This window comes from Rhodospira trueperi (genome assembly GCF_900101965.1).
Lineage (GTDB): Bacteria > Pseudomonadota > Alphaproteobacteria > Rhodospirillales > Rhodospirillaceae > Rhodospira > Rhodospira trueperi.
This window is the reverse complement of sequence record NZ_FNAP01000001.1, coordinates 510,724-530,402: the sequence shown is the minus strand read 5'-3', so window position 1 is coordinate 530,402 and position 19,679 is coordinate 510,724. Positions and strand designations below refer to the sequence as shown.

The 19,679-nt window shown below is 65.4% G+C and carries 17 protein-coding genes and 1 tRNA gene; 10 read left to right on the top strand and 8 right to left on the bottom strand.

Annotated features, from left to right (window positions below; translation table 11 throughout):
- Positions 1–151: 151 nt before the first annotated feature.
- The 4 genes from BLS85_RS02435 to BLS85_RS02420 all read right to left on the bottom strand — a co-directional run bounded on the left by BLS85_RS02435 (position 152) and on the right by BLS85_RS02420 (position 3,399).
- Complete coding sequence (locus BLS85_RS02435; protein ID WP_092781506.1) at positions 152–925, bottom strand: protein phosphatase CheZ; 774 nt, start codon at positions 923–925, stop codon at positions 152–154.
- 102 nt (positions 926–1,027) lie between these two features.
- Positions 1,028–1,372: a hypothetical protein gene (locus BLS85_RS18575; protein ID WP_143027065.1), complete on the bottom strand. Its 345-nt coding sequence runs from the start codon at positions 1,370–1,372 to the stop codon at positions 1,028–1,030.
- A 68-nt stretch (positions 1,373–1,440) separates the two neighbouring features.
- Complete coding sequence (locus BLS85_RS02425) at positions 1,441–2,412, bottom strand: DUF948 domain-containing protein (RefSeq protein ID WP_143027064.1); 972 nt, start codon at positions 2,410–2,412, stop codon at positions 1,441–1,443.
- A gap of 291 nt (positions 2,413–2,703) precedes the next feature.
- A complete protein-coding gene (locus BLS85_RS02420) occupies positions 2,704–3,399 on the bottom strand; it encodes a hypothetical protein (protein ID WP_092781497.1) in 696 nt (231 codons plus the stop codon).
- A gap of 169 nt (positions 3,400–3,568) precedes the next feature.
- On the opposite strand from BLS85_RS02420, the gene BLS85_RS02415 reads away from it, so the two are divergent.
- Positions 3,569–4,426 carry a DUF4743 domain-containing protein gene (locus BLS85_RS02415; protein ID WP_092781494.1) on the top strand — a complete coding sequence of 286 codons (858 nt, stop codon included), beginning with the start codon at positions 3,569–3,571 and terminating at the stop codon, positions 4,424–4,426.
- On the opposite strand, the gene BLS85_RS02410 is transcribed toward BLS85_RS02415, so the two are convergent.
- The 3 genes from BLS85_RS02410 to phbB form a co-directional block, all read right to left on the bottom strand.
- On the bottom strand, positions 4,384–5,589 hold the full coding sequence (locus BLS85_RS02410; protein WP_176793281.1) for an O-antigen ligase family protein: 1,206 nt from the start codon (positions 5,587–5,589) through the stop codon (positions 4,384–4,386). The genes BLS85_RS02415 and BLS85_RS02410 overlap by 43 nt on opposite strands.
- Positions 5,573–8,062: a PAS domain-containing sensor histidine kinase gene (locus BLS85_RS02405; protein WP_092781488.1), complete on the bottom strand. Its 2,490-nt coding sequence runs from the start codon at positions 8,060–8,062 to the stop codon at positions 5,573–5,575. Before BLS85_RS02405 ends, BLS85_RS02410 begins: the two co-directional genes overlap by 17 nt.
- 457 nt (positions 8,063–8,519) lie before the next feature.
- Positions 8,520–9,248, bottom strand: coding sequence for an acetoacetyl-CoA reductase (phbB, locus tag BLS85_RS02400; protein WP_092781486.1), 729 nt, complete (start codon positions 9,246–9,248; stop codon positions 8,520–8,522).
- A gap of 458 nt (positions 9,249–9,706) precedes the next feature.
- On the opposite strand from phbB, the gene BLS85_RS02395 reads away from it, so the two are divergent.
- Positions 9,707–9,793, top strand: a tRNA-Leu gene (locus tag BLS85_RS02395).
- Positions 9,794–9,857: 64 nt separating this feature from the next.
- Here the strand turns inward: BLS85_RS02395 and htpG are convergent.
- Positions 9,858–11,756 (bottom strand): molecular chaperone HtpG, encoded by a 1,899-nt coding sequence (htpG, locus tag BLS85_RS02390; protein ID WP_092781483.1) that lies wholly within the window; start codon positions 11,754–11,756, stop codon positions 9,858–9,860.
- Positions 11,757–12,053: 297 nt separating this feature from the next.
- Here htpG and BLS85_RS02385 point away from each other — a divergent pair, with 297 nt between their 5' ends.
- The 8 genes from BLS85_RS02385 to BLS85_RS02350 all read left to right on the top strand — a co-directional run bounded on the left by BLS85_RS02385 (position 12,054) and on the right by BLS85_RS02350 (position 19,660).
- Positions 12,054–12,395 carry an HPF/RaiA family ribosome-associated protein gene (locus tag BLS85_RS02385; protein WP_092781480.1) on the top strand — a complete coding sequence of 114 codons (342 nt, stop codon included), beginning with the start codon at positions 12,054–12,056 and terminating at the stop codon, positions 12,393–12,395.
- Between the two features lie 60 nt (positions 12,396–12,455).
- On the top strand, positions 12,456–15,032 hold the full coding sequence (locus BLS85_RS02380; protein WP_092782145.1) for a helicase-related protein: 2,577 nt from the start codon (positions 12,456–12,458) through the stop codon (positions 15,030–15,032).
- A gap of 1 nt (position 15,033) precedes the next feature.
- Positions 15,034–15,417, top strand: a complete 384-nt coding sequence (locus tag BLS85_RS02375; RefSeq protein ID WP_092781477.1) for an RNA-binding S4 domain-containing protein — start codon at positions 15,034–15,036, stop codon at positions 15,415–15,417.
- A gap of 180 nt (positions 15,418–15,597) precedes the next feature.
- Complete coding sequence (locus BLS85_RS02370; protein WP_092781474.1) at positions 15,598–16,053, top strand: tellurite resistance TerB family protein; 456 nt, start codon at positions 15,598–15,600, stop codon at positions 16,051–16,053.
- A gap of 33 nt (positions 16,054–16,086) precedes the next feature.
- Entirely contained in the window at positions 16,087–16,425 is a 339-nt protein-coding gene (gene fdxA, locus BLS85_RS02365; RefSeq protein ID WP_092781472.1) for a ferredoxin FdxA, read from the top strand.
- Positions 16,426–16,903: 478 nt separating this feature from the next.
- A complete protein-coding gene (locus BLS85_RS02360) occupies positions 16,904–17,401 on the top strand; it encodes a CarD family transcriptional regulator (RefSeq protein WP_092781469.1) in 498 nt (165 codons plus the stop codon).
- Positions 17,402–17,529: 128 nt separating this feature from the next.
- A complete protein-coding gene (locus tag BLS85_RS02355) occupies positions 17,530–19,164 on the top strand; it encodes a lysine--tRNA ligase (RefSeq protein WP_092781466.1) in 1,635 nt (544 codons plus the stop codon).
- Between the two features lie 25 nt (positions 19,165–19,189).
- Positions 19,190–19,660 (top strand): YtoQ family protein, encoded by a 471-nt coding sequence (locus tag BLS85_RS02350; protein ID WP_092781463.1) that lies wholly within the window; start codon positions 19,190–19,192, stop codon positions 19,658–19,660.
- The last annotated feature ends 19 nt before the right edge of the window (positions 19,661–19,679 follow it).

Here is a 19,679-nt window from a genome sequence, read left to right as displayed (position 1 = left end):
GTCCTTCCCCGCTATCAGGATTGTGCCAGAAAATGGGTCATTCTAGCGCACCGCGCGGGCGCCGCAACCCCCGCTTGAAAACCACAGGATGCAAAAAGGGCCAAATCAACCATTAGGATAGCAAGCAATCTGTCGGGACGGTTCGCGCTGATCATCCGAACAGCTTGTCGATATCACCCTGATCCAGGCCGCCGCCGGGGTCCTCGTCGCCTTTGTCATCCTTTTTGCTGTCCGGCTTGGGCGGCGGGGAAGGGGCCTTCGGCGTGGCGGCCGCCTTCGAGTCCGGCTGCCGCGATGGCTGGGCGGCCGGTGGTGGGGTGTCAGGAGTTGGTGCGGGCGATGGTTGGGCCGATGAAGGCGCGCCGACGTTCCCGGCGGGCTGGTTGTCCATGAGACGATCAACGTCGGATTGCGAGACTCCCTTGCCCTTCAACTGCGGTCCGTTCAGCAACCGGCGTTCGTCATCCGGCGCCAAGTTGGCCTTCTCATCCTCGGGGTCGACCGACGATAGGGCCTGCTCGCCCCAGGCCGTAATCAGGTTGTTCACCCGGGCCTCGATATACTGCAACGTTTTCACGACCTTGGTGATGCGCTGACCGGTGATGTCCTGGAAGCTGCAGGCCTCGAAAATTCCGCCGATATGGTCGGGCACCGCGTCCAAACGGCTGGCCAAGTCGGGGTCGGTGACCGACGGACGCAGGGCGAGCATGACCTCGTCAATGGCCTCGGCGTTTTCCATGATGCTGTTGGTCGCACCTTCCGTGGCCTCGACAATGGCGTCGAGTTCGTCGGACATGTTGGCGAACCGGTCCTGACAGTCCCCCGGCTTGCGGATCGACGCAATCTCCTGGCGGATGGTCTGAATCCTGTCAAACAGTTCCAGAAATTCCTGCCGGAGAATGCGAACGTCATCAAGGTCGCTCATATCGGATTGCATTCCATTCCATGCATATGGCGGACAAAAAACCAGACTTCGTACCTTGTAATCCCATGCGTCATGCGTCAACAGATGAAACGAGCCCGGCGCTCAACGATCACGCTTGTCTGGATGTCTTTGGGCACGAGGCGCAGCCAAGGATGTGTCTGTTGGGGGGCGCTCATCGGGCGGTTTGTCGCCGCCACCGCCGATGACTTGATGCGCCATGATCCGCAGCAGGAACTTGTCCTCGTCGCTCAGGTCTTCCAGCAGCGCACGCTTGGCGCGGTGGATCCGCATGGCTTCCTTCAGAAGCGCCTCGCGGGTCTGCGGGGTCGACTCGGATGCCTTGGCGGAAGGCCGTCTCTGAGTCGCCGACGATTGAGGCGGTCGGCTCTTCGGACGGGGTGGTGTCTTGGTCGGACGCTTCTCCCGTCGACCGAGCAGGGTTTTCAAGACGGTCTCACCCCAAGCCAAGACGGCTCCTCCCGGTCACATCGGCAACGAACAGGTCCGAGCCCCGGTCAGGACTCAGACCCAGGGCAATCGCGCGCCCGCCACGCTTGGTCCTCCCATCCGCCCGGCACGCCGGGTTCGCGCGCCAGAAGGAGGCCCCGCAGTCCGGCAAACAGTCGAGTGATTCCCATGGCCGGGTCCAGCGCCCGAAACATCCGGTGACGAACGCCGCCGAACCTGAAGCCCTCCTGCTCGCCGCCCGGATGTGCCGGCGCAGCGCCACCGGGCTGCTCGGCCGCGGTGAAAGACCAAGCCTTGTGGGCATCGTCCCAGCCGGCCTCATGATCGTGAGCCTCATCCGGCCCTCGAAAACCCGGATCCTGAGGGCCGAACGGCTCGACTGGCCCGCTGCCGACAGTCTGGGGTGGCGGACCGACGAGATCCTGAACGTGGTCGGATACGGTTCGGAAAACCCCGTAAAGGCGATCGAGCGGCCCGTCCTCCAGGACTTCGCGGACCAGTTTGTCCGCGTCGTAGTCCTTGGCCAAGGTCAGAAGGCGCTCGTATCGGCGCAGGAAGCGTTGCAATCCGGCCGAGGCCACGCCGTCACCGGCGATGCGTTCAGCCATCAGATCGACGAAGGTTTCGTCGAGTTCGGAGCGTTCCAGCAGGGCATGGCAGAACGCCCACGGATCCCCGGCCGCGTTCAGGGCCCAGAGGTATTCCGTATCTTCGGTGCTGAGCACGCCGAGCCGGCCCGTGATCATGCCGGCCTGACTGTTGAGATCCTTGAGTGCCAGTTCGACCCCATTCAAAAACGACTGCCGCCGGGCCTGTTCCTGCATCTCGATGCTGGTGCGCACGAGGGACTCGATTTCCTCCGTTGTCCGCAAGGCCTGACGCTGGATGGCGCGGACGGTCTGATGGGTCCGTGTCATCGCCAGCCCAACCAGGATGAACGCCGCCGCCAGCCAGATCGCGGCGAGGGGTGCGGTGCCCGCCGCGAGGAACAACGCCAATTCGGTGGGCGGCGAAGCCATCAGGCCGTCCCAGCCTGGCCCCGTCCGGATGTAGTTATTGATCAGGACCAGCCACCACACTGAAAGAACACCCGCGACGCCGAATGTCGCGGCGCCCGGAAGCAGTCCTGCGAGGCTTCCCGAGGGGTGCCTGTGTCTCACGGTGGTTCGGACCCCTCGTCTGTCGTTGCGGTAAACCGTGTCGGGTGGTCGGCCCTGTGCTCAGGGCGTATGATGACTCTACCACGAAGGTCAGGCTTTGTCCCGTGGCGCGCGGTGGGGTGCCGCGCGGGATTGGTCGACCGTCTTGCCTTACCTGCGTCCGGGGCGGGGGCGTTTCAGATGGGGTTCGGCCTTGGCAAGGAAACGATCCACCATCCGCACACCCTGACCATGCGGGTCCAGCGAGGGATTGTCGGCCAGATCGCCCCGTATGGACATCAAGGCCTGCCGCAATCGCTGATCCAGGGTATCCGGAGACTCCTCAACACTGCTTTGCCAGATCGCGCCCAGGATCAGTTTCTGCACGGTGTCGGCGGTCGGTTCACCGACGGCGGTTTCGCGCGCGATGCGGGCCAAAAGGCGGGCCTTTTCCTGAGCGTCCTCCTGTCGCGTCCGTTGGCGCCACCACGCCACGACCGCCGCCACGCACAGAACGACCAGCAGAAACCATGTCAGGCTAAGGCCGAGGGCTGTCTCGCCGCGCTCGTACACAGACATGATGAAGGAGACAATCTGCGACAATGCCAGCATTAACAGGATGACGGCCATCTTGCCCCACAGCGTGCGCGGGAGGGCGACCAGAACGGGCGTCATGAACAGGTAGATCATGAGCCCCGACACCGGCCCGAGGCCGACCGGATGAAGGCGATCACTGGGCGACAGAATCCCCAGTTCCACCATGCGCTTGCCTTCCTCGATGTTGTTCAGGACGGGAATCAGCATCGGCAGAACGAGTAGGCCACCAACCAGATACGCCAGCAGAGTGTTCCGGGTTGTCACGCGCATCCGTCAGGTCCCATCCTTCAGAACGAATCCATCGGGCGATGGTATCACCAACCAGGGCCCGAAGGTCATCCCGACGGCATTCGACAATGACCGTCGTCCCTTGTCCACCGTACACAGGTGCCATCAGGGCGCTCCGCAGCGCCGCCGAACCCGGTAAGGGAGATCTGCCGTGTCATTCCATCAGCATATCGTGAACCTTAACCGGCACGATCTGGGTCGATTCCGGCCGTTCTTCGTGGCGGAGCGGAAGGTCGGCTGGGTTCGGCACCGGATCGCCGAGCGACTGGCCGATTTCGGGTCCGTGTTCGACGTCGGGTCGTTCGGAGTCGCGCTGCGGCCGACGCTGGCGACTCCCGCGCAGCGGACGGACGCCGTAGCCGAGACACTGTCCGTGCTGAGGGATGAGGGGCTTGTCCCGCCACCGCGCCATGAGCGCTACGCGGTCTCCGCCACCCTCTCGGAAGCACCCCTGTTCGAGTTGGACCGCGCGCACGTTCCTGTCTTCGGGGTGCTGTCGACCGGCGTTCATCTCAATGGGTATGTCCAGGGGCCTGACGGGCCGCGCTTGTGGGTCGCGCGACGGGCCGACGACCGCGCGGTGGCGCCGGGCAAGCTGGACAATCTGGTGGCCGGAGGGCGGTCGGCCGGACTCAGCCCGCGCGAGACCCTGATGAAGGAGTGCGATGAGGAGGCGGGCATTGATCCCGGCATGGCGGCCCGGGCCCGACCGGCTGGGCTTGTCTCCTACTGCCTCGAGGCCGACCTCGGCCTGAAGCGGGATACCTTGTTTGTGTATGACCTGGAGGTGCCCGAGTCTTTCGCGCCGGTCAACCGAGACGGCGAGATCGCGGCGTTCATGCTGTGGTCGGTGCATGCCGTGCTCGAGACCCTGCGAGACGGCGATGCCTTCAAGTTCAATGTGCCCTTGGTGATCCTGGACTTCGCCGTGCGTCAGGGCATTCTGACGCCGGACTCAGAACCCGACTATGCCTCTCTGGTGCACGGCTTGCGGCGTTCGCTCCCCTGACGGCGGGTGTCGGGTTCCGTCGCAGCCACGAACAGGGCGCAGATCAGCCACGGATACACGACCAGGGCGACGGTGAAATCCGACCAGATGTTGATTCCGATTGCCGGGGGAGTGACGGCGGCGGCCAGGGCTGCCAGTCGCACCGCGACCGGCCAGCGGGCGGAGAAGGCGGGCCGATCCGTCAACAGCCGCAACAGCAGCGCCAGGGCCACCAGGGCGACCAGTCCGCCCTCGGCCAGCACCTGCATCACCGCCGCGTGCGGGTGATACCGGCCCGTACCCAGGTCCAGAGGGCCAAGATCAATGAGCGGTGCAAGGTCGGCGAAGCTATCCAGACCGTGACCGAACAGGGGCGCCTGTTCGAACAGCACCAGGGCACGCTGCCAAAGTTCCAGCCGGATGAGCCAACTCGATCGCAAGTCGATGACGGTCCAGTCCGTCAGATTGGAAACCTGGATGGCCAGCGATATGACCAAGGGCGCGCACAGGACCGCGACGATTACCGCGACACCGAGACCGGGGCGAACCCAGGCAAGGACCAGGGTGAGGAGCGTAAGGGTGTAGGCCAGCGTCGCCGTGCTCGAAGAGCTTCCAAAGGCCAGAATGGCCATGAAAACCAGGAACGCTAGCGCGGCGCCCCAATGTCGTCGCTGCCAGAGGAGGGCCATGGCTGGGGCCACCAAGGCCATGGCGATGAAGGTCGGCTTCGCCAGCGCGTCCGGCGTGATGCAGAAGGGCGGAATTGAGTCTGCGTAAAGGAACTGCGCCTGCGCGACCAACAGAACCGGCAGCGCCGTGGCGCTTGCCATGAACACCGTGGCGGCCCGGTCGAGGTCTCGGCGGCTCACCCAGCGCGGCAGACGCCGGCAGACCACGGCGCCGATGCTGGCCGCCGCGAACAGGATGGCCTCCACCTCCTTATCGCTTCCCTGGATTGCCAATAGACCAGCCAGGCCAGCCGCGCACGCGAGAGCGGCCAGAATCGGGACATTCCGCTCGCGCCACGCGATCCATAGCCCACCCAGGCCGGCCACCGCCAACGTGGCCGTCGCGAACGCGCCTGCGAGGTAGACCGCGAACAAAGGAATGGCGGCAAGGATGAACGGCAGAACACGGATCAAGGGGTCGGGATCACGGGCTCCGGAGTCAGAGGAACTGATCAAGGGTCTCACCGCGAGTCGGTTTGGCCGGGAATCGCGCCGGATCATGCGTGGTTACCGTCTTCGCGCGTCCCGTGGGAAGGTGGCAGGTGACGGTCGTTCCGACCCCGGGATCGGCGTGGACTACGATGGTCCCACCATGCATTTCCGCGAATCGCCGCACAAGCAGCATGGCGAGGCTGGCACCGCCCGAAAAATCCTGAGACGTGGACGCGTGCCGCCCGGCGGTTTCTGAGCCATGATCGGCCACCGTCAGGGTCGCGGTCTCCTCATCGCCCAGGGCTTTGGTGAGTTTCACCGTGATTTCGACGGTGGTGGCGGTCGGGCTGGCCTTCACCGCGCCACTGATCAGATGGAACAGGATTTGCCGGATGCGGGACTCGTCGCCCACCATCCAGCCGATGTCCGGCGGGCACATCAGTTCGATGGCGACGGCGCGCCGGCGGGTGTTCTCCCGGCAGCGCTCGACCACGGCGGTCACGGTGTCGTGAAGATCGAAGGCGTCCACATCGAGCGCCGAGCGTCCGGCTTCGATGGTGACCAGATCCGCGATGTCGTTCAGGATCGACACGAGCTCACGCGCCGTGTCGGCGATGGACTGGGCGTAATCGAATTGCTGGGCGTTCAGGTTGCCGTGGTACTCGGCGCACAGCATTTCGGAAAAGCCGACGATGGTGGTCATCGGCGTCCGCAGTTCGTAGGACAGGCTGGTGATGAAGTCGGCTCTCAGCATGCTGGCGGCGCTGAGACTCTGGGCGCGGTCGCGTAGCGCCTTCTCGACCCGGGCGGTATCCGAAACATCATTGTAGCTGAGCAACACACCGCCATCGGGCAGGGGCACGCAGGCGTAGTCCAGGACGGGGCCGTCGACAAGAGTCACGCGTCCACGGTGCGGGCTGCGCTGTGAGGGCGGGGTCAGGACGGCGAACCGATGATGGCGCCATCCGGTCTCCTCGGTGAACCGGTCGCGCAGAAGATCCAGAAACTCGGACAACTGGGGTGGTGTCTCGACGTTGGCGGCGTCGGGGCCCCAGAGCGTCCCGAAGGCTGGATTGGCCAGCTTCAGGCGTCCGTCGGTACCGAACACACCCACAGCCTCGTGAAGATGGTCCAGGGTTTCGCGCTGGACCGCCGTCAGGGTGTTGTACGACCGCTCCAGGCTGAGTGTGTCGGTGACGTCCTCGTAGGTCAGAAGCAAGCCGCCCAGCGGCTGCGGCGCGATCACCCGGCGCAGGGCCTTGCCGTCGGGCAGGTGGACCAGGTCTTCCATGGGAGCGATCAGGGAGGTGAACCGGTCCACCTCCGCAGCCTTGAAGGCCGGGTAGTCCGGCACCTCGGGCAGGGCGCGCCGGTCGCGCAACTCATCCAGAAGATCGCCGTAGGATGGCTGGGTTTCCCGTAGCCAGTTTGACTCCAGGTGCCAGAGGCGGGCGAACGCGGGATTGTGGTAGGTTAGTCGCGTGGCCGCGCCAAAGATGGCAATGGCGGTGGACAGATGCTCAAGCACGACCGCCTGGTTGGCTTGCTCGCCGGCCAGTCTGTTTTCCAGGTCCTCCAGGACAGAGATATCGCGAGCAATGCCCACCGTGAGCCGGTCGGCCCCATCCTCCGACGGCTGGTCGAACGGGGCTTCCGTGATTTCCATGAGACGCCGGGTGCCCTCGATCACGAGATGGAACCGCTCAGACAAAGGGGCATCGGCGGCGCGGCTGCGGGCGGCCAGGGCGCGCAGCTCGCGACCGGTGTCGCCGCCAGCCAGATCATGACCGCCGGTCACGGCGGTTCCGGGATCCGCGGCCTCGACGGCGCGGGCATAGGCGTCGTTGCAGGCAACCAGACTGAGATCGCCGTCCCGAACCCAGACCGGGCAGGGCAGGGCATCCAGGGTGGCACGCAACCGTGTTGAGGCGTGGCGTAGTCGAGAGGTTTCGGTGCTCAGGCGATCCACGGCGCGTCCGTCAAGGGTGGCATCGCGCACCCACAGCACGTCAGCCAATGCCTGCCCGGTGTTCGGATCGGCGACGCGGGTGCCCTTGAACTCAATCTGGCCGCCGCTCTGTCCGTGGGAGACGGTCACCGTGAAAGGGACACCGTCCTTGCGCAGGTGTTCGATGGCCCGCAGAAGACCGGGCCGGCTGTCGTCCGCGACGTCCGCCACCACGTCGCCGATCCCGGACGACGTGCCGGCGGACAGCCCGAGAAGGACGGCCAGACGGCGGGAGCACACCGCCTCCTCGGCCTGATGAAGCCACAGGAAGTAGCCGTCCCGCCCGGCGGCGAGGGTTTCCCGCAGGGTTCTCACTTGCCGTGTCTGGTCCTCCAGGTCGTGCTCAACCTGGTGGCGACGGCGCATCTGCCACCACAGACCCGCGCCAAGTAGAACGGTCAGGGTCAGCAGCCCGAGCGCGACAAATGCGAACGGATCCGCAAGCAGGGTGGGATCCAACAGTCCGAACAGGGGTTTGTTTTGTGGCATAAGGGACGTGGCCGGGTCCTGGGCGTTGGCCGGGGCCGTCGAGAGGCACAACAGGACGACCACAACGGGCGCTGCCGAAGTGGGCGGGCGCGATGCGAGATCCCGTTCAGTGCCGAATCTCGCGAAGCGTTGTCCGCGCCCGCGCTTGCGTTGCGGTCCTGCGCTGGGTGTCACGTCCGTCTCCAACCCCTTCCGAACCAAGACCGGTGGCGGCACACCTCACGTCCCCGGTTTCTCTCGGGGACCGGTCGACCGAAGGGGAGTATAGCGGCATTCCGGGTGAACGCGCGAGGGCAAGGTACAATAATCCACCGAAAAGCGTATCGACGTCACAGCAGTTGGCAGATGTGCGGGGGCAGGACTCGGGGTCGGGTGATCTGCCCATTCCCTGCTTTCTCGATCCGAGCGGGCAGCCCCCGAACACAGGGGGTCCATTGGGGGCCGCCCGAACCTGTCGTCAGTACATGTGTTGGCCGCCGTTCACGGAAACCGTCGATCCGGTGATGAACCCGGCTTCATCGGCCGCCAGGAACACCACGGCGCGGGCGATATCATGCACCGATCCCAGACGCTTGACCGGGATGCCGGCAATGATTTTCTCCAGCACGTTCGCCGGCACGGCCCGCACCATTTCGGTATCGGTGTAGCCGGGCGAGACGTTGTTGACGGTGATGTTCTTGGCCGCGCCCTCCAGGGCCACGGACTTGGTGAAGCCCTTCATGCCCGACTTGGCGGCGGCGTAGTTGGCCTGACCGATCTGACCGCACTGTCCGTTCATGGACGTCACGTTGACGATGCGGCCGAACCCGCGCTCGCGCATGCCCTCGATGACGTTGCGGGTGGTGTTGAAGGCCGAGGTCAGGTTGGTCTGAATCACGGCATTCCACTGGTCGGCGGTCATCCGGTGCAGGGTGCTGTCGCGGGTGATGCCGGCGTTGTTCACCAGAACGTCAATCGGCCCCATGTCGGACTCAATCGTCTGGATGGCGGCCTTGGTGGCCTCGAAGTCCGAGACGTCGAACTTGTAGACGGGGATTCCGGTTTCTTCGTTGAACTTCTGCGCGGCGGCGTCGTTGCCCCCATAGTTCGCGGCCACGCGGAAGCCGGCGGCCTTCAACTCGATACTGATCTGGGCGCCAATGCCCCGGGTGCCGCCGGTGACAAGCGCAACACGTCCTTCAGCCATGGATCATCTCCCCGTTCAGGATGGTGGTTGGTTGGTTTGGTTGGTTGGTTTGGTTGGTTGGTTCGACGGCCCTGGGATGAAGGCGCGCCGAAGACATCTTTCGTGTGAGCCGGGCGAAAGCCCGAGAGAAGCGACCCTGCGCGATCACCCGGAGCGCGTTTGGCCTTGTGATGAGATGTGACCGGATCACTGGGAGAACAAGGTCCCAGCAACAGCCGAATGGCGAAACTCACGGTTTGCGGTGTCGGCCGAAGACGAACACCCGCTCCCCTCGGGTCCAGACCGTCAGTGTAACGAGGATCGGCGCCGCGAAAAAGGGGGTGCCTTAGCAATTCACTCAACAACCCGTTCGCCTTCGGTTTCCCGGTGCTGATGACGCTGAACGCCCTTGAAGGCCCCCGGCGATTCTGCTAACCGATGCGTCCTTGGCCGGCCCCCGGATCGGCCCCCCACGGTTTGCGGTCGTGGCGGAATTGGTAGACGCGCAGCGTTGAGGTCGCTGTCCCGGAAACGGGGTGGAAGTTCGAGTCTTCTCGACCGCACCATACAAGAAACGCCGGTGATCGAACGCATCGACCGCCGGCGTTGCTTTTTTCTGACCGAAGCGCGCTATACCGCCCCTGTCATCACCGTGCTGAGGCGGCGCGCGAAGGCCACGGGGTCGGCGGGGGCCTCGCCCTCCACGATCAACGCCTGATCCAGCAGCAGCATTCCCAGGTCCGACAGATCACCGCCACCGGAGGCAACCTTCGCCGCCATACCCTTGATCAGCGGATGGGAGGGGTTGATCTCCATGATCCGCCCCGGCTTGTGTCCCATGTCCTGGCCGGCCTGCTTGAGCATGCGCTCCAGGTGCAGGCTCATGCCGCCATCTTCCGAGACCAGGCAGACCGGGCTTTCCTTCAGACGGGTGGAGGACCGAACCTCCTTGACCGCATCGCCCAGGGTCTCCTGGAGCGCCTTGGCCAGCGCCTCGATCTGGTCGGTGGGGGCGGTTTCCTCCGGCGTCTCGTCCTTGGACTCGGGGTCGGCCACGGCATCGAGGCCAGCCGCGCTGCTGGCGGCGGACTTCAGCGCCTTGCCCTGATAGTCCGGCACCGCGTTGATCCAGAACTCATCCACCGGATCGGTGAGCAAGAGCACCTCGACGCCCTTGGCGCGGAAACCCTCAAGCTGCGGCGAGCGCTTCAGCGTCTCCGCATCGTCGCCGGTGATGTAGTAGATCTCTTCCTGGCCGGTCTTCATGCGCGAGACATAGTCCGCCAACGACACCCAGCCGTCGGTCGTGGAGGAGCGGAAGCGGGTCAGTTCGAGAATATCGGAACGGCGTTCGAAATCCTCGTAGATGCCTTCCTTGAGGACCGCGCCGAAGGTCTCCCAGAACGTGGCGTACTCGTCCGCGTTCTCTGCCCGTTTCTTCAAATCACCCAGCAGGCGCTTGACCAGCCCGCCCTGGATCTTTCGCAGCACCGGATTGTTCTGCAGCATCTCGCGGCTGACGTTCAGCGGCAGATCGCTGGAATCCACGATGCCGCGCACGAACCGCAGATACGACGGCAGCACCTCCGGCGCGTCGTCGGTGATGAAGACGCGGTTGACGTACAGCTTGATGTGCGTCTTGCGCTCGGGCTGGAAGAGGTCGAACGGCTTCTGCGACGGCACGAACAGCAGGCCGGTATACTCAATGGCGCCCTCGGCCTTGAAATGAACCGTGTGCCACGGCGTGTCAAAGGCATGGGAAACGTGGTGATAGAACTCGGTGTACTGCTCCTCGGTGATCTCGGAGCGCGGCCGGGTCCACAAGGCGGAGGCCTCGTTGAGGGTCTCCTCCGTATCCTTCCCCTCGTCGTCTTTTCCGAGAAGAACCACTGGAATTTCAATATGATCAGAGTATGTCTTCACGGTTGACTTGAGACGCCAGTCCTCCAGGAACTCCTTGGCATCCTCGCGCAGGTGCAGGACGATGCGGGTGCCCGGCGCCGTGACCTCGGCCTCGCCGATGGAGAACGCGCCGCCGCCGTCGCTCTCCCAGTGCCAGCCCTGGGTCTCCCCGGCCCGGCGGGTGAACACCTGGACCTGCTCGGCGACCATGAAGGACGAGTAGAACCCGACGCCGAACTGGCCGATCAGCCGGGCCTCGCCCTGCTTGTCGGCGTCCTTGAGGTGTTTGACGAACTCCTCCGTCCCCGACCGGGCAATGGTGCCCAGGTTGTCGATCAACTCGGCGCGGTTCATGCCGATGCCGTTGTCCGCGATCTCGATGGTGCCGGCGTCCTTGTCGAGGCGCAGCGTGATGCGGAAGTCCTCGGCGCCCTCGCGTAGGGCCGGCGTGGTCAGGGCCTCATAGCGCAGCTTGTCGCAAGCGTCCGACGCGTTGGAGATCAACTCGCGCAGGAAAATCCGCCGGTCGGAATAGAGCGAGTGAACAACGATATCCAGCAGCTTGGTGACCTCGGCCTGAAACGACAGCCGGTCTTCGATCCGGTCTTCGGTCTTCGTGTCCGTCATGGGGAGAACCCTGTCCGTCATGTCATGTCTTGGTGTCGCCGCCGGCGGGGCCGGGGCGAGGCGGGAATGTCTTCGGCGCGTTCATATGTGCCGGTCGGACGGAGTGCGCAACCCTGTCGGTCGCAGGCCGCCGTTCACCCTGCCCCGGCTGTCCGTTCGCGGTATCGCCCGAGTCAAAAATCGGTCATGATAACAGATGGACACCGTTGACCGGGCGGGCCTCCCGGCGGTATCGACGGCGTCCCCGGTGGTGGCACACCGCCGATGGGGACCTTTTTTGGTGATTGGGAGACATCGATGCAAATTCCCCTGCAGATCGCGTTTCACGGACTGGACCATTCCGACGCGGTGGAGACCCGTGTCCGGGAGAAGGTGGACAAGCTGGAACAGTTCTGCGATCGCATCACGAGTTGCCGCGTGGTGATCGAGGTTCACCACAAGAATGTCTCCAGCCTGCATCGCAAGGGCGAGCCCTACCACGTCACGATCTCCTGCAAGGTGCCGGGTGACGATCTGGTGGTGCGGCGCAGCCCCAAGGATCCCAAGGCGCATGAGGACATTGGCGTGGCCTTGCGGGATGCCTTCTCCATCATGGAACGGCGCGTGAAGGATTACATGGAGCGCGTCAAGACGGGCTGAGCCCGTCACTCGAACTCGGCCTTGCCAAGGCGGACCCGCGGTCGCATGCTCGGGGGCGCCATGACACCCCTGACGGATCGCTCCCGGGTCTGGGCCGTGCTCGGCCCGACCAACACGGGCAAGACCTGGCTGGCGGTCGAGCGCATGCTCGGCCACCCGTCCGGGATGATGGGATTCCCGCTGCGCCTGCTGGCGCGTGAGAACTACGAGCGGGTGGTCCGGGCCAAGGGCGTCGGCAAGGTCGCGCTCATCACCGGCGAGGAAAAGATCATTCCCGCCGAGGCTCGGTATTTTCTGTGCACGGTCGAGAGCATGCCGGTCGGCCGGCCGGTCGATTTCCTGGCCATCGACGAAATTCAGCTCTGCGCCGATCCCGACCGGGGGCACGTCTTCACCGACCGCCTGCTGAACGCGCGCGGTCGCGAGGAGACCATGTTCCTGGGCGCGACCACCATGGAGCCGCTGTTGCGCCGGTTGTTGCCGGACTGCCTGTTCGAAACCCGGCCGCGCTTTTCCAACCTCACCTATACCGGGCCGCGCAAGCTGACGCGGCTGCCGCGCCGGTCGGCCATTGTCGCCTTCTCGGCCGGGGACGTCTACGCCATCGCTGAACTGGTCCGCCGCCAGCGCGGCGGCGCGGCGGTGGTGATGGGCGCGCTCAGCCCGCGCACGCGCAACGCCCAGGTGGCGCTCTACCAGAACGGCGAGGTGGACTACATGGTGGCTACCGACGCCATCGGCATGGGCCTGAACATGGACGTCGACCATGTCGCCTTCGCCGCCATGGAGAAGTTCGACGGCAGCCGCCAGCGCCCGCTGCGCTCGACCGAGGTGGCCCAGATCGCCGGCCGCGCCGGCCGCTACATGAACGATGGCACCTTTGGCACCACGGGCGAGGTCGGGCCATTGCCGACGGAACTGGTGGAGCGGGTGGAGAGCCACCAGTTCCAGGCCGTGCGGGGGATCCAGTGGCGCAACGCCGCGCTGGAGTTCTCTTCCGTGGCCGCCCTGCACAACAGCCTGAATGCGCCCGCGCCACTCGACATCCTCAGCCGGACTCGCGACGCGCCGGATCAGGTGGCGCTTGAGACCTTGACCCGCGAGGACGAGATCCGTTCGCTGGCCCGTGGCCGTGAGGCAGTCGCGTTACTCTGGGAGGTCTGCCGGGTGCCGGACTTTCGCAAGATCCACGAGGAGTCCCATATCCGTTTGCAAGGCCAGATCTATCGCCACCTGACGGCGCGGGCGGGGCGGTTGCCGCCGGACTGGATCGCCGGTCACGTCAAGCGGCTGGACAGCACCGACGGCGATATCCACACCCTGACGGATCGCATCGCCAGCATCCGCGTCTGGACCTATGTCGCGCACCGCAACGACTGGCTGGCCGACGCCGAGCACTGGCGGGAACGGACGCGGGCCATCGAGGATCGCCTGTCCGACGCCCTGCATGAGCGCCTGACCCAGCGCTTCGTGGATCGCCGCAGCGCCGTTCTGATGCGCAAGCTCAACGACCGGGCCGAACTGTTCGCCGTGGTGGATCGGGACGGTGCCGTCCAGGTGGAGGATCATTACCTGGGGCGCCTGCAGGCGTTTACCTTCGCGCAGGACCGCCGCGACGGCGGCAAGGGCGACAAGGCGGTTCTCAACGCCGCGCTGAAGGCGCTGCACGGCGAGATTGGGCGGCGCATTCTGGCGCTGGAGGCCGCCGAGGATTCGGCCCTGACGCTTACCGATGACGGCGCCGTCGCCTGGGATGGCGCGGTGATCGCCCGCCTGGGACGGGGGCCGGAGCCGTTGCGGCCCGTGGTGGACCTGCCGCCGAACGACCTGCTGACCGGGGAACGGGCCAGACGGGTCCAGGCGCGTCTAGCGGCCTGGTTGGAGCGTCTGTTGGATCGGGAATTGCGGCCATTGATGGATCTGCGCGATGTGGGCGACCTTTCCGGGGCCGGGCGCGGACTGGTCTATCAGGTGGTCGAGGCGCTGGGTACGGTGCCCCGCGCGGCCGTGGCCCCCCAACTGGCGAAACTGACCGGGGCGGATCGCAAGACCCTGGCGCGGCGGCATGTGCGCTTGGGGGTGGAGAGCGTATTCATGCCGCCTTTGCTCAAGCCTCGGGTGCAACGACTGCGCGGGCTACTGTGGCGGGCCAGTTCGGGCGGGACCGGCCTGATCCTGCCGCCGCAGGGGCGGGTGTCCTATCGGACGGAGGAGGCGACGGACGTCGAGGCCTTCCACCGGGCCATGGGGTTTCGGGTGATGGCGGGTCGGGCCGTCCGCGCGGACATGCTCGAGCGCTTCGCGGCCCGCCTGCGCAAGACTCTCCGCGAGGCCGGGACCGGAGAGGCGGGTGAGGCGGGTGAGGCGGGTGAGGCGGGGTGTCCCCTGCCGTCGGAACTGGCCCCCATGCTGGGAATGTCGCTGGAGGAGGTCGAGGCCCTGGCCGGGGCGCTGGGTTTTCGGACGTGGCGGGATGAGGCGGGCGCGGTGCTGTACCGCGCCGAGCGAGGCGGGCGGCGCGCGCGCGGTCGGGAGCGGTCGGAGACGGCCGAGGCGCGACGGCACCGGTTGGCCCGTGGTCGCGCGGCGGCCTCCGACTCTCCGTTTGCAGTCCTGGCGGAAAAGGCCAGAGCCTGACATGCCGGAAGACACATTGCGCATCGACAAATGGCTGTGGTTCGCCCGCTTTCGCAAGACACGGGGGCTGGCACAGGACCTGTGTACCGGCGGGCATGTGAAACTCAATGGCGCGACCATCGCCAAGCCGAGCGTGCTGGTCCGGACCGGGGATGAACTGGAGTTGATCCTGGGGCCGTACCGTCGGCGGGTGCGGGTGCTGGCGTTGGGCGAGCGGCGAGGTCCGGCGCCGGAGGCGCAGACGCTCTACCAGGATGTCGCGCCCCCGGAACGCCTGCATGATCCCGTGATGGCGCCCACTCCGGTGCGGCCGGCGGGGGCGGGGCGCCCAACCAAGCGCGAGCGACGCGCCCTGGAGGCCTTGCGGGGCCGCGACGTCGGGTGATCGCCGGGCCATGCGGGCGGGCGGTCAGGCCTGCGCTCGGTGGTGTGAACGGGCTTGCGGCCCCGGACCATGGGTGGTTTAGTGGCGCGCGTCTTGATCCCGGTTCCGTGCCCCCCTTTTTTCGGCGGAGATCAGGATCGGGTCCTGCTTCACATCGGTCGACGAATGGATCGCGCCCCCATGCTCGAAGCCTTGCGAAAAGTTCTGTTCGGTGACGATTCCTCCAAAGTGGCTGCCGGTCACGACGAGGTCCAGTTCGCGGTCGCCCTTCTGCTGACCGAAGCGGCGTCCATGGACGGGACCATCGACGACGCCGAACGCAATCGCATCCGGACGTTGCTGACCAAGCGGTTCTCCCTGACCCCCGCCGCGGCCGAGATCCTGATGCGTGATGCGGTGGCAGCGCAGGCTGAACGGGTGGAATTCTACGGGCCGTCGCGCACGCTGAAGGATGCCTTCACCTACGAGCAGCGAATCGAACTGCTGGAGATGCTTTGGGATGTGGTCTTCGCTGATGGCCTCGTGCATGACCACGAATCGAATCTGATGCGTCGCCTCAGTGGTCTGTTGTACGTGGACGATCAGGACAGCGGCGCGGCGCGCAAACGGGTGCTGGATCGGCGCGGTCTTTCGTAGGTTCAGCCGTGTGGCGAGTGGAGTTGAAAGCCGATGACGTACGTGGTCACCGAGAACTGCATCAAGTGCAAATATCAGGACTGTGTCGAGGTCTGTCCCGTCGACTGTTTCTATGAGGGAGAGAACCTCTTGGTCATCAATCCCGATGAATGTATTGACTGCGGTGTCTGCGAACCGGAATGCCCCGCCGAGGCCATCCTGCCGGATTCCGATGACCGTGCCGCCGACTGGATTGAGATCAACCGGGAATACGCCGCCCGTTGGCCGAACATTACCCGCAAGGGCGATCCGCTGCCCGATGCCGATGATTGGAAAGACAAGCCGGGCAAGAAGGAATTCCTGAGCGACAATCCCGGCACGGGCACAACCTGACGCGCCCCGTCCCGTCCTGTCCACTGGGGCAAATTTCTCACGGCCTTCACAAGGCGGTGGGATTTTTGGCGCATTTGTGTTAGACGGATGGGTCCGTAAGGTCTTTCGGGGCATCCTCGTAGAATCCCGAGCATCGTTGAAATCCGACGCGCGCCGTCGGGGAAGGGGCAACGTGGATTTTGTGCCCGCGAGGCATTGGTGGTTTGCGGGATACGGGGTTGTGCCCTTTATCAGAGGGGCGTTACGGGTTTCATGAGGACCGTGGACCGACCGGTTTCTGGTGTGTGTGGAAGCCGGACGAGGGGGGTCGTCATCACGGTCGCCGGCCGAAAAGGGGTTGGCGGCCGATTCCATGACCGGGACGCGCCCTGGCGTGGCGCGGACTGAAGCGCGGTGGCATCGCGTGGGAGCAGAAAGGCTGCAATAGGCGATGGGACGATCCGATGCTTGAACCGCCGTTCATTTGAAGAGTGAGGCCATGACAAAAAAGGCGCCGTTTTCCGTGGGTGATCATGTTGTGTACCCGACGCATGGTGTGGGTCTGATCGAGGCGATCGAAACCCAGACCATCGGCGGCATGGACCTTGAGTTGTTCGTCATTTCGTTCGAGCGGGATCGCATGACCCTGCGCGTGCCGGTGGCCAAGGCGCCGAAATCCGGTTTGCGCAAACTCTCCTCCCGTCAGGAAATGCAGACCGCGCTCAGCACCCTGAAGGGCCGCGCCCGCGTCAAGCGCACCATGTGGAGCCGGCGCGCCCAGGAATACGAACAGAAGATCAATTCCGGCGACCCCGTGTCGATTGCCGAGGTTGTGCGGGACCTGTTCCGGGGTGCGACTCAGCCCGAGCAGTCCTATTCCGAGCGCCAGATCTACGAACAGGCGCTGGAACGGCTCGTCGGCGAACTGGCAGCCATCGAATCCATCGATGCCGACACCGCGACCCAGAAGGTCGAGAAACTGCTCTCGGCGGCCTGACGCCGGGGCCTTTTCCGGCGCCGGGTCAGCCTTGCCCGTCACATGCCGCGTCGTCTCCGGACGGCGCGGCCTGTGTTTTGGCGCCTTGACTCCGCGTGACCGCGCGGATCCAACGGGATTGTTGTGTGATGTCCGAGTCGTCCGTTCCAGCCGCCCTTGATGCCGATGCGGAGGCCGTGCTGGCCGCCGCGCGTGAGTCCACTGCCTGGCCGTTTCAGGAGGCGCGGACGCTGCTTGATGATCGCCTGAAGGGCAGGACGCCGGACAAAGGATACGTGTTGTTCGAGACCGGGTATGGCCCCTCCGGTCTGCCCCACATCGGCACCTTCGGCGAGGTGGTGCGGACCACGATGGTCCGGCGTGCCTTCCAGCTTCTGGCGCCGGACATCCCGACCCGTCTGTTCGCCTTCTCGGACGACATGGACGGCCTGCGCAAGGTGCCGGACAACATCCCCAACAAGGAGATGGTCGCCGAACACCTGGGCAAGCCGCTGACGCGCATCCCCGATCCGTTCGGCACGCACGAGAGCTTCGGGCATCACAACAACGCTCGCCTGCGGTCCTTCCTGGATTCGTTCGGGTTCGAGTACGAGTTCCAGTCGGCCACTGAGTGCTACACCTCGGGCCGGTTTGACGCGGCGCTGCTCCAGGTGCTGCGCCATTACGACGCCGTCCGGGATGTCGTCCTGCCGACGCTGGGCGACGAGCGCCGGGCGACTTACTCGCCCTTCCTGCCCGTTTGCCCGAAGACGGGGCAGGTGCTCCAGGCCCCCGTGCTGGAGACCGATCCCGAAGCCGGCACCATCGTCTACGAGGACACCGACGGCTCCAAGGTCGAGACCCCGGTCACCGGCGGCCGTTGCAAGCTGCAATGGAAGGCCGATTGGGGCACGCGCTGGTATGCGCTTGGCGTCGATTACGAGATGTCGGGCAAGGACCTGATCGACAGCGTCCGGCTCTCCGGCCGGATCTGCAAGGAGCTGGGCGGGACACCCCCGGTCAACCTGACCTACGAGCTGTTCCTGGACGACCGGGGACAGAAGATCTCGAAATCCAAGGGCAACGGGTTGGCGGTCGAGGACTGGCTGAAATACGCCAACGCCGAAAGCCTCGCCCTGTTCATGTACAACAAGCCGCGCGCGGCCAAGAAGCTGTTCTTCGACGTCATTCCGCGCCATGTGGACGACTACCTGACGTTCCTGGGCAAGTTTCCCAAACAGGACGCCAAGGCGCGCCTGAACAATCCGGTCTGGCACATCCACGACGGCGCGCCACCGCGTGAGGCGGCGCACCTGTCCTTCGGCATTCTGCTGAACCTGACCAGCGTGTGCCATTCGGACGACCCAGCGGTGTTGTGGCACTACATCGGTCGCTACGCGCCCGGCGCGACGCCCGAGACGGCGCCGATCCTGGACGGGCTGGTGCGCCACGCCATCGCCTACTACCGGGATTTCGTGCTGCCGGCGAAGCAGTACCGCGCGGCCGGCCCGGCCGAGGCCAAGGCGCTGGAGGACCTGCGCGCGACGCTCGCCGAGGCGCCCCCGGACGCGGACGCAGAGGCCTTGCAGACCCTGGTCTACGAGGTCGGCAAGGCGCACGGCGAGACCTTCGGCGACCTCAAGGGCTGGTTCAAGGCGCTCTATCAGATCCTGCTGGGACAGGATCAGGGGCCGCGCATGGGGTCGTTCATCGCCCTCTTCGGCCGCGACGAGACCCTGGCCCTGCTCGACCGCGCCATCGCGGGCGAGGATTTGTCCACCTGACCTCACGGCAAGGGAGACGACGACCATGCTTGGCCCTAGCGACCTCACCGTCTACCTCTCCGGCGAGATCCACACCGACTGGCGCGACCAGATTATTGCCGCCTGCGAGACCGTCGGCCTGCGACTCGACTTCACCGGTCCCGTCACCGACCACGGCGCGTCGGATGATTGCGGCGCGGCGATCCTGGGCGAGGAGGAGAACCCCTTCTGGCGTGACCACAAGGGCGCCAAGATCAACGCCATCCGCACCACCGTGCTGATGGAACAGGCCGATGTCGTGGTGGTGCGCTTCGGCGAGAAATACAAGCAGTGGAACGCGGCCTTCGACGCCGGCTACGCCGCCGCCCTGGGCACACCGCTGATCGTCATGCATCCGCCCGAGCACACCCACGCCCTGAAGGAGATCAACGGCGCCGCCCAGGCGACCTGCGAGACGCCGGAGCAGGTGGCCCAGATCCTGACCTATGTGCAGACCGGGCGGCTCTCCGGCCGGTGAGTCTGGACGAGGCAGAACG

Coding starts and splice junctions, on each gene's coding strand:
- BLS85_RS02435 (WP_092781506.1), bottom strand. CDS start 925: ATGAGCGACCTTGATGACGTTCGCATTCTCCGGCAGGAATTTCTGGAA.
- BLS85_RS02425 (WP_143027064.1), bottom strand. CDS start 2,412: ATGGCTTCGCCGCCCACCGAATTGGCGTTGTTCCTCGCGGCGGGCACC.
- BLS85_RS02420 (WP_092781497.1), bottom strand. CDS start 3,399: ATGCGCGTGACAACCCGGAACACTCTGCTGGCGTATCTGGTTGGTGGC.
- BLS85_RS02405 (WP_092781488.1), bottom strand. CDS start 8,062: ATGCCACAAAACAAACCCCTGTTCGGACTGTTGGATCCCACCCTGCTT.
- phbB (WP_092781486.1), bottom strand. CDS start 9,248: ATGGCTGAAGGACGTGTTGCGCTTGTCACCGGCGGCACCCGGGGCATT.
- htpG (WP_092781483.1), bottom strand. CDS start 11,756: ATGACGGACACGAAGACCGAAGACCGGATCGAAGACCGGCTGTCGTTT.
- BLS85_RS02385 (WP_092781480.1), top strand. CDS start 12,054: ATGCAAATTCCCCTGCAGATCGCGTTTCACGGACTGGACCATTCCGAC.
- BLS85_RS02380 (WP_092782145.1), top strand. CDS start 12,456: ATGACACCCCTGACGGATCGCTCCCGGGTCTGGGCCGTGCTCGGCCCG.
- BLS85_RS02375 (WP_092781477.1), top strand. CDS start 15,034: ATGCCGGAAGACACATTGCGCATCGACAAATGGCTGTGGTTCGCCCGC.
- BLS85_RS02370 (WP_092781474.1), top strand. CDS start 15,598: ATGCTCGAAGCCTTGCGAAAAGTTCTGTTCGGTGACGATTCCTCCAAA.
- fdxA (WP_092781472.1), top strand. CDS start 16,087: ATGACGTACGTGGTCACCGAGAACTGCATCAAGTGCAAATATCAGGAC.
- BLS85_RS02360 (WP_092781469.1), top strand. CDS start 16,904: ATGACAAAAAAGGCGCCGTTTTCCGTGGGTGATCATGTTGTGTACCCG.
- BLS85_RS02355 (WP_092781466.1), top strand. CDS start 17,530: ATGTCCGAGTCGTCCGTTCCAGCCGCCCTTGATGCCGATGCGGAGGCC.
- BLS85_RS02350 (WP_092781463.1), top strand. CDS start 19,190: ATGCTTGGCCCTAGCGACCTCACCGTCTACCTCTCCGGCGAGATCCAC.